General features: G+C 64.6%; 16 protein-coding genes. 14 read left to right on the top strand and 2 right to left on the bottom strand.

The genetic code is table 11. The features are described 5' to 3' along the window. Positions 1-3: 3 nt before the first annotated feature. Positions 4-2,931: a M16 family metallopeptidase gene (locus ABIC17_RS02865; RefSeq protein ID WP_354279139.1), complete on the bottom strand. Its 2,928-nt coding sequence runs from the start codon at positions 2,929-2,931 to the stop codon at positions 4-6. 116 nt (positions 2,932-3,047) lie between these two features. Between ABIC17_RS02865 and ABIC17_RS02860 the strand changes: the two genes are divergently transcribed. The 8 genes from ABIC17_RS02860 (at position 3,048) to miaB (ending at position 8,651) form a co-directional block, all read left to right on the top strand. Further along, on the top strand, positions 3,048-3,620 hold the full coding sequence (locus ABIC17_RS02860; protein WP_354279459.1) for a NifU family protein: 573 nt from the start codon (positions 3,048-3,050) through the stop codon (positions 3,618-3,620). Continuing rightward, a complete protein-coding gene (locus ABIC17_RS02855; RefSeq protein WP_354279138.1) occupies positions 3,620-4,210 on the top strand; it encodes a malonic semialdehyde reductase in 591 nt (196 codons plus the stop codon). Before ABIC17_RS02860 ends, ABIC17_RS02855 begins: the two co-directional genes overlap by 1 nt. Before the next feature lie 4 nt (positions 4,211-4,214). Next, positions 4,215-4,862: a tRNA (adenosine(37)-N6)-threonylcarbamoyltransferase complex dimerization subunit type 1 TsaB gene (gene tsaB, locus ABIC17_RS02850; protein ID WP_354279137.1), complete on the top strand. Its 648-nt coding sequence runs from the start codon at positions 4,215-4,217 to the stop codon at positions 4,860-4,862. Then, positions 4,859-5,329: a GNAT family N-acetyltransferase gene (locus ABIC17_RS02845; protein ID WP_354279136.1), complete on the top strand. Its 471-nt coding sequence runs from the start codon at positions 4,859-4,861 to the stop codon at positions 5,327-5,329. The genes tsaB and ABIC17_RS02845 overlap by 4 nt, the downstream gene beginning before the upstream one ends. A gap of 110 nt (positions 5,330-5,439) precedes the next feature. Next, on the top strand, positions 5,440-5,862 hold the full coding sequence (locus tag ABIC17_RS02840; RefSeq protein ID WP_354279135.1) for a Ros/MucR family transcriptional regulator: 423 nt from the start codon (positions 5,440-5,442) through the stop codon (positions 5,860-5,862). 94 nt (positions 5,863-5,956) lie between these two features. Then, positions 5,957-6,379: a Fur family transcriptional regulator gene (locus ABIC17_RS02835; RefSeq protein ID WP_010162106.1), complete on the top strand. Its 423-nt coding sequence runs from the start codon at positions 5,957-5,959 to the stop codon at positions 6,377-6,379. Continuing rightward, the gene (locus ABIC17_RS02830; RefSeq protein ID WP_354279134.1) at positions 6,363-7,280 is read left to right on the top strand and encodes a lysophospholipid acyltransferase family protein; all 918 of its coding nucleotides are present in this window, start codon (positions 6,363-6,365) and stop codon (positions 7,278-7,280) included. The genes ABIC17_RS02835 and ABIC17_RS02830 overlap by 17 nt, the downstream gene beginning before the upstream one ends. Before the next feature lie 42 nt (positions 7,281-7,322). Continuing rightward, positions 7,323-8,651, top strand: coding sequence for a tRNA (N6-isopentenyl adenosine(37)-C2)-methylthiotransferase MiaB (miaB, locus tag ABIC17_RS02825; RefSeq protein WP_354279133.1), 1,329 nt, complete (start codon positions 7,323-7,325; stop codon positions 8,649-8,651). On the opposite strand, the gene ABIC17_RS02820 is transcribed toward miaB, so the two are convergent. Further along, the gene (locus ABIC17_RS02820; RefSeq protein ID WP_354279132.1) at positions 8,644-9,162 is read right to left on the bottom strand and encodes a PilZ domain-containing protein; all 519 of its coding nucleotides are present in this window, start codon (positions 9,160-9,162) and stop codon (positions 8,644-8,646) included. The two genes, miaB and ABIC17_RS02820, sit on opposite strands and share 8 nt — an antisense overlap. 198 nt (positions 9,163-9,360) lie before the next feature. On the opposite strand from ABIC17_RS02820, the gene ABIC17_RS02815 reads away from it, so the two are divergent. From ABIC17_RS02815 to ABIC17_RS02790, 6 genes are all read left to right on the top strand, one after another. Then, positions 9,361-9,519, top strand: coding sequence for a hypothetical protein (locus ABIC17_RS02815; RefSeq protein ID WP_354279131.1), 159 nt, complete (start codon positions 9,361-9,363; stop codon positions 9,517-9,519). Between the two features lie 208 nt (positions 9,520-9,727). Beyond that, positions 9,728-10,732, top strand: coding sequence for a PhoH family protein (locus tag ABIC17_RS02810; protein ID WP_354279130.1), 1,005 nt, complete (start codon positions 9,728-9,730; stop codon positions 10,730-10,732). A 47-nt stretch (positions 10,733-10,779) separates the two neighbouring features. Next, on the top strand, positions 10,780-11,034 hold the full coding sequence (locus ABIC17_RS02805) for a type II toxin-antitoxin system VapB family antitoxin (protein WP_354279129.1): 255 nt from the start codon (positions 10,780-10,782) through the stop codon (positions 11,032-11,034). After that, positions 11,015-11,428: a PIN domain-containing protein gene (locus tag ABIC17_RS02800; RefSeq protein ID WP_354279128.1), complete on the top strand. Its 414-nt coding sequence runs from the start codon at positions 11,015-11,017 to the stop codon at positions 11,426-11,428. The genes ABIC17_RS02805 and ABIC17_RS02800 overlap by 20 nt, the downstream gene beginning before the upstream one ends. Next, a complete protein-coding gene (gene ybeY / locus ABIC17_RS02795) occupies positions 11,428-11,937 on the top strand; it encodes an rRNA maturation RNase YbeY (protein WP_354279127.1) in 510 nt (169 codons plus the stop codon). Before ABIC17_RS02800 ends, ybeY begins: the two co-directional genes overlap by 1 nt. 9 nt (positions 11,938-11,946) lie before the next feature. Then, positions 11,947-12,888 (top strand): hemolysin family protein, encoded by a 942-nt coding sequence (locus ABIC17_RS02790; protein WP_354279126.1) that lies wholly within the window; start codon positions 11,947-11,949, stop codon positions 12,886-12,888. The last annotated feature ends 238 nt before the right edge of the window (positions 12,889-13,126 follow it).

Below are 13,126 nucleotides of genomic sequence, written 5' to 3'. Positions count from 1 at the left end.
AGCTTACTTCCCCTTGGGCACCACCTGCATCGTCCAGTCACGCTCCGGCCGCAGATATTTCGCCGCGGTTTCCTGCAACTGCGCAGCGGTCATCGACGAAATGTCGCTGTACAAATGCGTCAACGCGATGATCCGCGCCGGATCGTAGGTCGCGCCGTCGAGCTGGTTCATCCAGAACTGGTTGCCCGTCGACTGACGCATGATCGATTGCTGCATCGGCCCGATCGTGCGCTTCAGCTCGTCCTCGTCGATCGGCTTGGACACCAGTTCGGCGGCGATTTCGCGCGACAGCTTGAAGAACAACGGGACGTTCGACGGTGCGACCTGCCCGATCGCGAGAATGCGCCCGCCGCCCGGCTGACCCACCGGCCAGCTGCTCGACACGTTCGGGCTGTAGCTTGCGCCTGCCTGTGAGCGCAGCCGGTCGAACAGACGGTCGCTGAAGATCGCGGCGAGCACGTCGAGCCGCCGCGCATCGGTCAACCCGGCGACCCCGCTGCCGGTCGGCCAAGCGATCACCGCCGCCGCCTGGTTTTCCGGGCCGTCATGGGTGCGGACCACCGGAGTCTGGTTGTGCGCGGGGAAGCGGACCGGCGGCGCGACGAAATTGGGCGTGGCGGGACGCGGCGGGAGCGATCCCAGCGTCTTCTGCACCGCTGCGACCGCGACGTCGGCCTTGATGTCGCCGAACACCATCACCTCGACCGGCCCGGTCTTGAGCAACGGCTCCCACAAGGCGCGGAAGTTGGCAGGAGTCGTTCCCTGAATCGCGGCGAGGCTCGGGGTTCCCCAGCGAGGGTCGCCATCGTGGAGCAGCCGTTCCAGATCGCGCTGCAAAACGCCGTCGGGGGACGAACTGTATCCGGGATAGGCGGAGACCGCGACGCTGCGCGCGCGCGCGACAGGTGCGGGGTCCCAGCCCGGTGCGGAGATCGCGGCCGCCATGATCCGCAACTGATCGGGCAAATCGGTCGGTGAGGTCAGCGCATTGTAGGTGAAGGCATCCTCGTCGACCCCGAAATCGAGGCCGATCCGCCGCCCCGTCGTCAACGCATCGAGATCACCCTGGTTGAGCTTGCCGATACCCCCCGCGGTCAGCGCGAGGTCGGCGGCCCAGGCGGGCGATTCCTTGTCCACCGGCAACGCATTGTAGCCATTGCCGAAGCGCACGCGGACATAGACGCGGCTATCCTCGGACGTGGTCGGATACACCAGCACGCGCACCCCGTTCGACAGCGTATATTCCTGCATGTCGAACGGCTTGATCGGCGTTGTCGAGGCGATCGTAGCGGGCGCGCCGAGCTTGGGCAGCTTGTCGAACGATACCGCGCCCTGGCGACGGCGCGTGCTGGGGAGCGCCTTGACGTTGGCCTTCAACGCATTGGCGAGCGAGGTCTCGATCCCCTGCTCCGCGGTCGGCGTCGAGATGAGCGCGCGCGGCGGTGTGCCTTCGAACAGACGGCGGGTCGATTCGAGAATCTTGGCGGGCGCGAAGAAGCCCTTTGCCACCGCATCCTCGAACACCTTCTGGATCACCGCCGGCGAGGTCGTCGTTTCGCGGATATCGACCGCCTGGACCATGTCGTCGGCTTCCTTGGCGCCAGCTTCGGCGCGATAGGTGTCGACTTGGGTGCGGAACTGGACGCGCTGCTCGGCGAGCTCGCGTTCGATCTCGGCCTTGGTCGGGGGCGACTTCTGCGCATCGGCGATCACCGCGCGGACGTCCTTCAACGCAGGCTCCCACGCATTGCCGACCGGCAGGATCGTGACGAAGGTGCCGTTCGCCGAACGCGACGGATCGTCGAGGCGCACCGCTGCAGCAATGAAGCTGCCGCCCGAGCGCGCGAGCGTTTCCAGACGGCGGTTGACGATCGCGAGCCCGAGGAAGTCCACGAGGCGCTTCTGGTTGAAGATCACCGTATCGTCATTGTACTGCCACGGCCGCAGGATCGCCATTTCGATCCGCGATGCGATGCCCGGTTCGACGACCGCCTTGGCGGTCGACTGCTTGGGGTCGGGCTTGCCGAAATCGGGGTCCTTGGGCGCTTCGCCACTTCCGCGCCAGTCGCCGAAATTCTTGGCGACCATCGCCTCGAGTTGCGCAGGATCGTAATCGCCCGCGACGACGACGACCGCGCGTTCGGGGCGATACCAGCGATCGTGGAAGGCCTTCACGCTTTCAGCCGTCGCGGCCTCGAGTTCCTTCACATGCCCGATCGGCGAGCGATCGGCGAGCGGCTGGCCCGCGAAGAAGGTCGCGTTGAGGGCGTTGATGAAACGCACCTGCGGCCCCGGCGCTTCGCGCTGTTCGGCAAGCACCGCGGGACGCTCCGCGCCGAGCGCGGCCTGCGTGATGTTGGGGCGCGACACCATGCCCGACAGGATCTTGAGGCTTTCGTCGATCCCGGCGGGCGTCGCGCTCGGCAAATCGAGCTTGTAGACGGTCTGCGTCGTGGTGGTCTGCGCATTGGTGTCGGACCCGAAGGTCGTCCCCATCCGCTGCCAGATGCGCTTCGCCTCACCGTCGGGGACATATTGCGATCCACGGAACGACAGATGTTCGATCATGTGCGCATAGCCGCGTTCGGAATCGGTTTCGTACAGCGAACCGACGTCCATCCGCACGCGCACTGCGATCTGGCCGGGGGGCACGCCGTTCTTGCGGACCGCATAGCGCAGGCCGTTCTTGAGCGTCCCGAACTTCCACTCCGCGTCGGGGGTGATGTCGCTGCCCTTGTACAGCCACGCGTCGCGGTTCGCGATCGCCGCGTCCCCTGCCTGCGCGATCGCCGCCGCGGATACGGGTTGGGTCGCCGAAGGAGTCGTGGCGGGCGGCGGGGCGGTCCCCGCAGGAGGATTCTGCTGGGGCGCGGCACCGATGATGAGGGACGACAATAGGGCGAGGCGCATCTTGCGCTGGAGCGAAGTCATGTCCTGACAATAGCGGGGAAATCCCGCGACCGCCAGCATTGGGGCTTGGTAGCCGCTACGCGGCATCCCGGCGATGATCCCTTGCGATCCCCGCCCCTGCGCGCCACATGACGGTTATGCTTATCGAAACCGAACTGACGCCCAACCCGGCGACCCTCAAATTCCTGCCCAACCGCACGGTCATGGCAGCCGGCACGCGGGACTTTGCAACGCCCGAGGACGCCGAAGCTTCGCCGCTGGCGGACGCGCTGTTTGGCCTGGGCGACGTGACCGGCGTGTTTTTCGGCAGCGATTTCGTGTCGGTGACGGCGGCGGCGGGCACCGACTGGGCCTCGCTCAAACCCGACGTGCTCGGCATCCTGCTCGACCATTTCAGCGCGGACATGCCGCTGTTCCGTCCCGGCAGCGCTGGCGAGATCAGCGTCGCGAGCGACACCGGTTTTGCTGATGATCCCGAGGACGCGGACATCGTTGCGCAGATCAAGGACTTGATCGAGACGCGGATCCGACCGGCGGTCGCGAATGACGGTGGCGACATCGTTTATCGCGGGTTCGAGAAGGGCAAGGTTTACCTCGCCATGCAGGGTGCCTGCGCAGGCTGCCCATCGTCGAGCGCGACGCTCAAGAACGGGATCGAGCAGTTGCTGCGCTATTACGTTCCAGAAGTCACCGAAGTACGGGCGATCTGATGGACAGGCTCGATGATGCCGCGCTCGACCGGATCTTCCGCACCGCGCGCACCTATAACGGCTATACCGACACACCGGTTGGCGAAGACGAACTGCGCGCGATCTGGGACCTGATGAAATGGGGTCCGACCTCGGCCAATCAGCTTCCTGCGCGGCTGCTGTGGTGCACGACAGATGAATCCAAGGCGAAGCTCGCGGAATGCGTTTCCGCGCAGAATGCGCCCAAGATCCTCAAGGCCCCAGTCAGCGTCATCATCGGGATGGATCGCGAATTTCACGAGCATCTCCCGATGCTGTTCCCGCATGTCGATGCGAAAGCCTGGTTCGATGGTAACGCCGAACTGCGCGCGGCTTCGGCGTTTCGCAATTCGTCATTGCAGGGGGCGTATTTCATCATCGCGGCGCGTGCGCTCGGGCTCGATACCGGGCCAATGTCGGGTTTCGACGGCGGCAAGATCGACAAGGCGTTCTTTACGGATACGCCATCGGTGAGCGTCAATTTCATTTCCACACTCGGCCACGGCGACCCCGCGACGATCCATGATCGTTCGCCCCGGCCGGACTTCGAGATGTTCAATACGATCGTCTGAGCAGATGCGCACGCTCGTCATCGAAACCGCGACCGCCGCGTGCTCGGTTGCGCTGATCGACCATGATCGCGTGATCGCGCGTCGGCACGAAGTCGTCGGGCGTGGCCATGCCGAACGCCTGATCGCGATGATCGCCGAACTGCCCGATGGCGGGCGGGCCGGGCGCATCCTTGTGGATTGCGGCCCGGGCAGTTTCACCGGCATCCGCGTCGGGATCGCCGCTGCGCGTGGCCTCGCGCTCGGCTGGGGCGCGGCGTTGTCGGGCTATTCCTCGCTTGCGTTGCTTGCGGCGGCCGCATTCGGCAGAAATCCGGCATGTTCCGATCTTGCGGTGGTGCTGGAAGGCGGGCATGGCGAAGTCTTCATGCAAGGTTTCGCCGCCCCGCTCCGCGCGACCGCTCCCTTTGCTTCGCTTCGACCGGAAGCGGCGCTCGACGCCTTGTTGCCGGAGCTTGCACTGGTCGGCAACGGAGTCCGCTTCATCACCGCGCTCGATCCCCTACGTACCGCTGACGACGTTCTGCCCGATGCCGCGGATGCGGTACTGCTTCCGCCCGAATTCGCTGCATTGCCCCCGGTGCCGATCTACGGTCGTGCGCCGGATGCCAAGCCCGCCGTGCCAAAGGCGGGCATCGCCGGATCCATCGCATGAGCACGATGGTGCGGGTCGACCTGCGCAACGGCGCAGCAAGCGACCTGAAAATCGTCGACCAGATGATGCAGGCCGCGTTCGAACCCCGCTTCGGAGAAGCGTGGACGCACAATCAGGTGCTGGGACTGCTCGCCATGCCGGGCGTCTGGCTGACGATCGCGACGATCGACGGGGACGCGGCGGGATTTGCGCTGTCGCGGCGTATTCTGGATGAAGCGGAACTGTTGTTGTTGGCGACCGTCCCGACGTTTCGTCGTCGCGGCGTAGCGGGAGCGTTGCTGCGCTCGGTCATTACGGACTCGGCAAGTCAGGGCGCACTAACGCTGCACCTGGAAGTGCGAAGTGGTAACGATGCGATCAGTTTGTACCGATCAGTAGGGTTCGAAAAGGTCGGCGAACGTCATCAATACTATCGAGGCCGGGACGGTCAGGCATTCGATGCCCTGACATATCGACGCAATCTATAATACCGATTACGTTAACTTCGTAATTGATCCTTGCATTCGATTGAGTGCAGGACGATAGCCCGCCACTGCCACGGACTGTAATCGTGTGCAATTGAGTTGAAAGGATTCCAATGGACATCAACAGCGAGCTTCAGGACACCCTGATCACGCTTACCGCTGACATCGTCGCGGCCCACGTCAGCAATAATAGCGTCGCGGTTTCTGACCTGCCTGTGCTCATCGCCAATGTGCATGGCGCCTTGACGACGCTTGGTGGCCCTGCCCCCGTCGCCGAAGTGCGCCAGGAGCCGGCGGTGTCGGTCCGTTCGTCGATCAAGCCCGATTTCATCGTGTGCCTCGAGGACGGCAAGAAGCTCAAGATGCTCAAGCGTCACCTGATGACCCATTATCAGATGACCCCCGAACAGTATCGCGCCAAGTGGAACCTTCCGGCTGACTATCCGATGGTTGCTCCCAACTATGCGGAACAGCGCCGGACTCTTGCCAAGAAGATCGGGCTCGGCACCAAGCGCCGCAAGCCGGTCGGTCGCTGACTTTCGGCGACAGGCCCTTCCCCGCTGCGGGGAAGGGCTTGTTGCGAGTCACTATCCTCTTTCGCAATAAATCGAAGACGCCTACATCGGCGTCATGCCGCGTCATATCGATCTAGAAGCCCTGTGTGCCGAAAAGGGCCTGCGCATCACCGACCAGCGTCGGGTCATTGCGCGCGTCCTGTCCGATGCCGAAGACCATCCGGATGTCGAGAAGGTGTACGAACGCGCATCTGCGATCGACCCGGGTATTTCGATCGCCACCGTGTACCGCACCGTCCGCCTGTTCGAAGAAGCGGGTATCCTCGATCGTCATGATTTCGGCGACGGCCGCGCACGCTACGAGCCTGCGCCCGAAGCGCATCACGATCACCTGATCGATGTCGAGAGCGGCAAGGTCATCGAGTTCGTCGATCCCGAATTGGAACAGTTGCAGAAGGCGATCGCCGAGCGGCTGGGGTTCCGGCTGGTCGACCACCGCATGGAACTGTACGGCGTCGCGCTTGACCGCAAGGGCTGAAGCCGCTGCCGCGCGCGTGGCTGCGCGCGCCGATGCGGCGGCCGGACGGCCACCCCCGATCAATCGGCTCGGCTGGATGCGGCTGTGGACGCGCGTGGCGTTGCTCGCGGTTTCTCTCCTGTTCGCGATCCCGCTGCATTATCTGTGGCGTTTCGTTCGCCTTTCGTCGCCGTGGCCGCGCCTGTTTCTTGGGACGGCGGCGCGCATCTGTGGCGCGCGGGTCCGTGTGGTCGGCGTTCCGCTCAAGCGCGACGTCTTCTATGTTTCCAACCATGTCAGCTGGGTCGACATCTGCGCGATTGCCGGCGCCAGCGGCACGGCATTCGTCGCCAAGGCGGAAATCCGCGAAGCCCCGGTGGTCGGCTGGCTGGCGACGCTCAACCGTACCGTGTTCGTCGCGCGCGAGGACCGGCTTGGGGTCGCGGAACAGATCAACGCATTGCGCGAGACGCTGGCGGAGAATTGGTCGGTGACCGTGTTTCCCGAAGGCACGACCACCGACGGGCGGTCGCTGCTGCCGTTCAAGACATCGATGCTCAAGGTGCTCGAGCCGCCGCCGCCGGGGGTGATGGTCCAGCCGGTGTTGCTCGATTATGGCCCGGTCGGCGCGGACATCGCTTGGATCGGGGAGGAGAGCGGCAAGGCCAATGCGATGCGCCTGCTCGCACGCAAGGACGGGTTCCGCGTCGCGGTGCACTTCCTTGAACCGTTTTACCCGCGCGACTTTCCGGGCCGCAAGGCGATTGCGGCGGAGAGCAAGCGTCGTATCGAGGCAGCCCTGTCGGTCGTGATGTGCGGCCCGGTGCCGCCGTTCATCGGGCATGACGTATGGGCCGGCAAAGGCCCGACCCTTCCCGCCGCGATCGACATCAAGGATCATGTGCGCGCGCCCAACGGCTAGGGGTTCAGTCGCAGCGCAATTACGCCTATAGCCGCGCCGATCATGACACCGGACCCAAAACTTCCCCACAAGGCGCCGCGGACCTTCGCGGTCAAATCGTTCGGCTGCCAGATGAACGTCTATGACGGCGATCGCATGGCTGAACTGATGGCGGCGCAAGGGCTGACCCAGGCCGATCCCGCCGAAGCCGACCTGGTCGTGCTCAACACCTGCCACATCCGCGAACGCGCGACCGAAAAAGTCTATTCGGACATCGGTCGCCTGCGCAAACACGGCAACGACCCGATGATCGCGGTCGCCGGGTGCGTCGCGCAGGCTGAGGGGGCGGAGATCGTCCGCCGGGCGAAGGTCGATGTCGTGGTCGGGCCGCAAGCCTATCACAATCTGCCGGAGTTGGTCGCGAAGGCGGCGCGGGGGGAATCCGCGCTCGACACCGACATGCCGGTCGACATGAAGTTCGGGCATTTGCCGGCGCGCCGTCGGGTCCCACCAAGTGCGTTTCTGACCGTGCAGGAAGGGTGCGACAAGTTCTGCACCTATTGCGTCGTGCCCTATACGCGCGGTGCAGAAGTCAGCCGCGGGTTCACGCAGATCGTCGACGAAGCCAAGTCGCTGGTTGATGCGGGCGCCCGCGAGATCACGTTGCTGGGGCAGAACGTCAACGCGTGGACCGACGATACGCGCGGGTTGCAGCATCTGGTAGCAACGCTTGCCGAAATCCCGGACCTCGCGCGGATCCGCTACACCACCAGCCATCCCAACGACATGACGCAGGGGCTGATCGACGCGCACCGCGACATCGACAAGTTGATGCCGTTCCTCCACCTGCCGGTGCAGGCGGGCAGCGACCGCATCCTCAAGGCGATGAACCGCAGTCACAGTCGCGATTCCTACCTGCGCATTCTCGATCGCGTTCGTGCTGCGCGTCCTGATATCGCGCTGTCGGGCGATTTCATCGTCGGGTTTCCGGGCGAGACCGAAGCAGACTTCGCGGAAACGCTGAGCCTGGTCGATGCGGTTGGCTATGCACAGGCGTTCAGCTTCAAGTATTCGCCGCGTCCCGGCACGCCTGCCGCGACGATGGGCGATCAGGTGCCCGCCGAGGTGATGGACGAACGGCTGCAGCGGCTGCAAGCGGCGCTTAATCGCGATCAGGCGGCGTTCAACGCGGCAAGCGTCGGGCGGCGGTGTGCGGTGCTGATCGAGCGCAAGGGCAAGTTGCCCGGCCAGATGCTCGGCAAGTCGCCGTGGTTGCAGTCGGTCCACTTGGTCACGGATGCCGCGATCGGCGATCTCGTGACGGTGGACATCACACAGGCCGGACCCAATTCGGTTTCGGGTGCCGAACCCGTGCTGACCGACGTCAGCTAAGCGCGGCAGCCGCGGCGACGACGCCGGTCACGACCACGCCCCACAAGGCGAGCGACGCGCCGACGATGACGAGCGCACGTGTGCGCAGCGGCAGGCGCTGGAATTCGGGAAGCGTTTCGGTCATGTCGGCGCCAGTGGGAAGCGGGTCGGCGGAGGTTGCGAAGGGTACAACGGTTTCGACCGCGCGTGCCGCAAGGATCGCGGCATCGCTCAGCCGCTCATCGAACGCACACCCGTAGCGCGAGCCGTTACGGCGCACGATCTGTGCGGAAACCCTGCCGATCCCGGCGATCCCGATGCTGATGTTCGACGGCACCGCGATCACGCCGTCTACGACGATCAGGCAGCCGGTGGCCGACATGTCGAGGACCTTGGCGTCGATCGGCCGGGCGCTTTCGTCGCGCACCGTGGCACCCGCCACGATCGGCTGACGCGGCGCCTGACGACCGCTGGGACCCTGCGCTTGCTGGGCATCATCTTCCTGCAGAAACAGTTGTGCAGTCATAACCATATGCCGTTCTCCGAGAGCGGCATCTTTGACAGCGGAGTCCTAAGATTTCGTAACGCGGGTTGGTCGGTAGTGGAGGTAACACCCCGCAGCCGGCAGCCTGCAGGCTGTATCCGCATCGGCCTGGGCCGGCGACGACGCGACGCCTGCGACGACAGCCGCGTACACATTTCCTCGACAAACATGCCGATTTCTAGCAGCATGCGAACAATGTTCCCCGACCCCGCCCCCCTGGAACTTGCACCCGGCCAGTGGAAGCCGAATCCACCGGCGCTGTGGGCCTACATCCTGCTGGGTGTCGGGCGAATCCTCCTGTCCGGAGCAGAAGTCGTGCTGATCCGCCTCGGCCTGCGGCGCTGAAACTGCAGCGGCGTCCCACCCGCGCGCCGATAGGTCCGCGCTCCGTTGTGCCGCGACTCGATCGGCGATGGCAAAGACATCTTCAGGATACCGCCATGCAGCGTGCCGCCGTCCTTGCCGGGATCGCCATCGCTCCCCATGTTCGCGTTCCGTTCAGCGCCCATTCTCGTGGCGTCCACCGTCTGCGCTGTCCCAGCAAAGGAATTGCATGAGCCGCAAGCCAGTCCCCGCGCAATCCGGCGATCGTAGCCGCACCGAAGTCCTGTTCGACCGTCCGCAACTGATGGCGCAGCTGTTCGGTGAATTCGACCAGAACCTGCTCGCGCTCGAGAACAAGCTCGGTGTCTATATTACCGCGCGGGGCAACAAGGTCGGGCTTGAGGGGACCGCGGAGGCGGTCGCGCAGGCGCGCGACGTCCTGCACGGTCTGTACAACCGCATCGCGCGCGGCGAAGTGGTCGACACAGGGCTGATCGACGCGGTGATTGCGATGTCGAGCGAGCCGACGCTCGCGGGGATCCTCCAGGCGGATTCGGGCGGCGGCGCGGTGCCACAGATCATGATCCGCACGCGCAAGAAGACGATCGTCCCGCGTACGATCGCCCAGGCGCATTACATGCGCCAACTTCTCAACAACGACATAATCTTCGCGCTCGGGCCAGCGGGCACCGGCAAGACCTATATCGCGGTCGCGCAAGCCGTCGCACAGCTCATCACCGGCAGCGTCCAGCGGCTGATCCTGTCGCGCCCCGCGGTTGAAGCGGGCGAGAAATTGGGCTTCCTCCCCGGCGACATGAAGGAGAAGGTCGATCCCTATCTCCGCCCGCTGTACGATGCGCTCAACGACTGCCTCCCCGCCGAGCAGGTCGAGCGGCGCATCGCGAGCGGCGAAATCGAGATCGCACCGATCGCGTTCATGCGCGGGCGGACGCTGGCGGACGCGTTCATCATCCTCGACGAGGCGCAGAACACCACGCCGGCGCAGATGAAGATGTTCCTGACCCGCTTCGGCGAGAACAGCCGGATGGTGATCTGCGGCGATCCAAAGCAGACCGATCTTCCCGGAGGCATGAACGCTTCGGGCTTGAACGATGCGGTCGGGCGGTTGGAGGGGGTCGAAGGGCTGTCGATCTGTCGCTTCGGGTCGGGCGACGTGGTGCGCCATCCGATCGTCGGGCGGATCGTCGAGGCGTATGAAGGCAAGTCGGATTGACGGTGGGGAAATCCCGAACGTATATTTGGGATATCCCGGAGGCTGCGATGGCATCGCTCTATATCAAGAACCAGGACACCGCAGACCTGGCGCGAGAGGTCGCCGCGTTGCTGGGGACCAGCAAGACGGCGGCCGTCCACGACGCGCTTGAACATCGCAAACGGGCCCTGCAGGCCGAACGGAGCGGCAGCATCCACGATCGGCTCGAAGCGTGGCGTGCAGCCCATCCGCTCGGCGAACCGACCGGTCTCGACGCCGACAAGGCGTTTTACGATTCGCTGAATGACGAGGACGAGGATTGATCCTCTTTCTCGATGCATCCGCGATGGTCGCGATGATGACCGGGGAGCCGGGGTCACCTGCACTGGAGGAACGATCGGCGCGGCTGACGAGATATTATGTTCGGCGATCGCGCTGTGGGCGACGGCGCGCGCCGTCGCCAAGGTTCGAACCGTTCCCATCCCGCTCGCGTCTTCCGAAATTGAGAGCTTCGTCGCCGACTTCGCGATCCGTCTGGTTCCGATCGCCGCCGCCGAGAGCCGCGTCGCGGTCGAAGCGTATCATCGTTACGACAAGGGCACCGGTCATCCCGCCAAACTCAACATGGGCGACTGTTTTGCGTACGCCTGCGCCAAGACCAACGCCGCGACCCTGCTCTACAAGGGCGACGACTTCCTCCATACGGATCTTGCCTGATGCTTGAAATTGCCCTCTCCCACGAAGACATCTGGCCCGAGCACGACTGGGAGGCACTTGCCACCCGCGCCGCCGCCGCTGCGATCGAGCGCACCCCGCACGGTCAGCTCGCTACCGGCGCGGCGACGGTCGAGATTTCGGTGCGTCTCACCGACGATGCCGAAGTCCAGACGCTCAACGCGCAATATCGCCACAAGGACAAGCCGACCAACGTCCTGTCCTTCCCGATGGTGCAGGCCGATCTGCTCGACACGATCACGCAGAATTCGGACGATGGCGAGGTGCTGCTCGGCGATATCGTCCTCGCCTATGAGACATGCGCGCGTGAGGCGGCGGAAAAAGGCGTGACCGTCGAAACCCACACGACGCATTTGATCGTGCATGGCACGCTGCATTTGCTAGGGTATGACCACATGGACGATGACGAGGCGGGGGCGATGGAAGCGATCGAGATCGCGGCCCTCTCCGCACTTGGCATCGCCGACCCGTATATGATCGCTGAGGACTGACGTAACCCCATGCCCGACGGCCAAAGTACCACCGGCACCGCCAACCATAACGGCGGTGTCACCCATGCTCCCGCGGGGCATGAAAACAGTATCTGGCGGTCGTTCCGCAGCTGGATCTCGGGCCATTCTGGCGACGAATCACTCCGCGCGACGCTTGAAGAAGCGATCGATGCGCATGAGGACGATCCCGGCCCCGACGCCAAGGGCGACCTTTCCCCGCTCGAACGGACGATGGTTCGCAACCTGCTCCACTTCGGTGAGCGTGATGCCGGCGACGTCGGCGTGCCGCGCGCGGACATCATCGCGGTCGAGGAAGCGACCAGCTTCGCCAACCTCGTCGCGCTGTTCGCGGAAGCGGGGCACAGCCGCCTGCCGGTGTACCGCGAGAAGCTCGATACGATCATCGGCATGGTCCACATCAAGGACGTGTTCCAGATCCTCGCGACCGGCGCGGAACATCCGACAAGCATCGCGCCGCTGATTCGCGAACCGCTATACGTGCCGATGTCGCGCGGCGCGCTCGATCTGCTTGCCGATATGCGGCAGAAACGCGTTCATCTCGCGATCGTGCTCGATGAATATTTCGGGACCGAGGGCCTCGTCACGATCGAGGATCTGATCGAGGAAATCGTCGGCGATATCGAGGACGAGCATGACGACGCACCCACCGCGCTGCTCGTCCCGCTCGATGGCGGTGCGTGGGATGTCGATGCGCGCGCCGAGCTCGAGGATGTCGGCGAGACGATCGACGAGCGGCTGGCCGAGGTCGATGGCGATATCGACACGATCGGCGGCTTGGCCGCGGTGCTGGCGGGGCATGTTCCCAAGGTTGGCGATTGCATCGTGCATGACAGCGGCTGGACACTAGAGGTGGTCGCAGCGGATACGCGCCGCGTGCTGAGCCTGCGGCTGCATCCGCCACGCCCGGAGCCTGAGGGGCGGGACGACTAAGCGGGCTCCCCTTCCCCAGTCGTCGCTTCCCCGGCGAAGGCCGGGGCCCAGGAGCGGAACGCTAAAGGTGAGGACAGCGCTTTGTTACTTCGGCCATTGCTACTGGGCCCCGGCCTTCGCCGGGGAAGCGTATGGTTTCAACGAGCTCCAACGGTTTCCGGATGCCGTCATCACACTTCGCGCACCACCGCACTCCAAATATCACCCAACCGATCACTATCTTCGGATTAATGCATTT

Origin of the sequence: Sphingomonas sp. PvP056 (assembly GCF_040549155.1) — a bacterium.
Taxonomy (GTDB): domain Bacteria; phylum Pseudomonadota; class Alphaproteobacteria; order Sphingomonadales; family Sphingomonadaceae; genus Sphingomonas.
This window is presented reverse-complemented; position numbering and strand designations above follow the sequence as displayed.

Excerpts from the sequence above, each read along its gene's own strand:
- ABIC17_RS02865 (WP_354279139.1), bottom strand. The coding sequence starts at position 2,931 with ATGACTTCGCTCCAGCGCAAGATGCGCCTCGCCCTATTGTCGTCCCTC.
- ABIC17_RS02860 (WP_354279459.1), top strand. The coding sequence starts at position 3,048 with ATGCTTATCGAAACCGAACTGACGCCCAACCCGGCGACCCTCAAATTC.
- ABIC17_RS02855 (WP_354279138.1), top strand. The coding sequence starts at position 3,620 with ATGGACAGGCTCGATGATGCCGCGCTCGACCGGATCTTCCGCACCGCG.
- tsaB (WP_354279137.1), top strand. The coding sequence starts at position 4,215 with ATGCGCACGCTCGTCATCGAAACCGCGACCGCCGCGTGCTCGGTTGCG.
- ABIC17_RS02845 (WP_354279136.1), top strand. The coding sequence starts at position 4,859 with ATGAGCACGATGGTGCGGGTCGACCTGCGCAACGGCGCAGCAAGCGAC.
- ABIC17_RS02840 (WP_354279135.1), top strand. The coding sequence starts at position 5,440 with ATGGACATCAACAGCGAGCTTCAGGACACCCTGATCACGCTTACCGCT.
- ABIC17_RS02835 (WP_010162106.1), top strand. The coding sequence starts at position 5,957 with ATGCCGCGTCATATCGATCTAGAAGCCCTGTGTGCCGAAAAGGGCCTG.
- miaB (WP_354279133.1), top strand. The coding sequence starts at position 7,323 with ATGACACCGGACCCAAAACTTCCCCACAAGGCGCCGCGGACCTTCGCG.
- ABIC17_RS02820 (WP_354279132.1), bottom strand. The coding sequence starts at position 9,162 with ATGGTTATGACTGCACAACTGTTTCTGCAGGAAGATGATGCCCAGCAA.
- ABIC17_RS02815 (WP_354279131.1), top strand. The coding sequence starts at position 9,361 with ATGCGAACAATGTTCCCCGACCCCGCCCCCCTGGAACTTGCACCCGGC.
- ABIC17_RS02810 (WP_354279130.1), top strand. The coding sequence starts at position 9,728 with ATGAGCCGCAAGCCAGTCCCCGCGCAATCCGGCGATCGTAGCCGCACC.
- ABIC17_RS02805 (WP_354279129.1), top strand. The coding sequence starts at position 10,780 with ATGGCATCGCTCTATATCAAGAACCAGGACACCGCAGACCTGGCGCGA.
- ABIC17_RS02800 (WP_354279128.1), top strand. The coding sequence starts at position 11,015 with ATGACGAGGACGAGGATTGATCCTCTTTCTCGATGCATCCGCGATGGT.
- ybeY (WP_354279127.1), top strand. The coding sequence starts at position 11,428 with ATGCTTGAAATTGCCCTCTCCCACGAAGACATCTGGCCCGAGCACGAC.
- ABIC17_RS02790 (WP_354279126.1), top strand. The coding sequence starts at position 11,947 with ATGCCCGACGGCCAAAGTACCACCGGCACCGCCAACCATAACGGCGGT.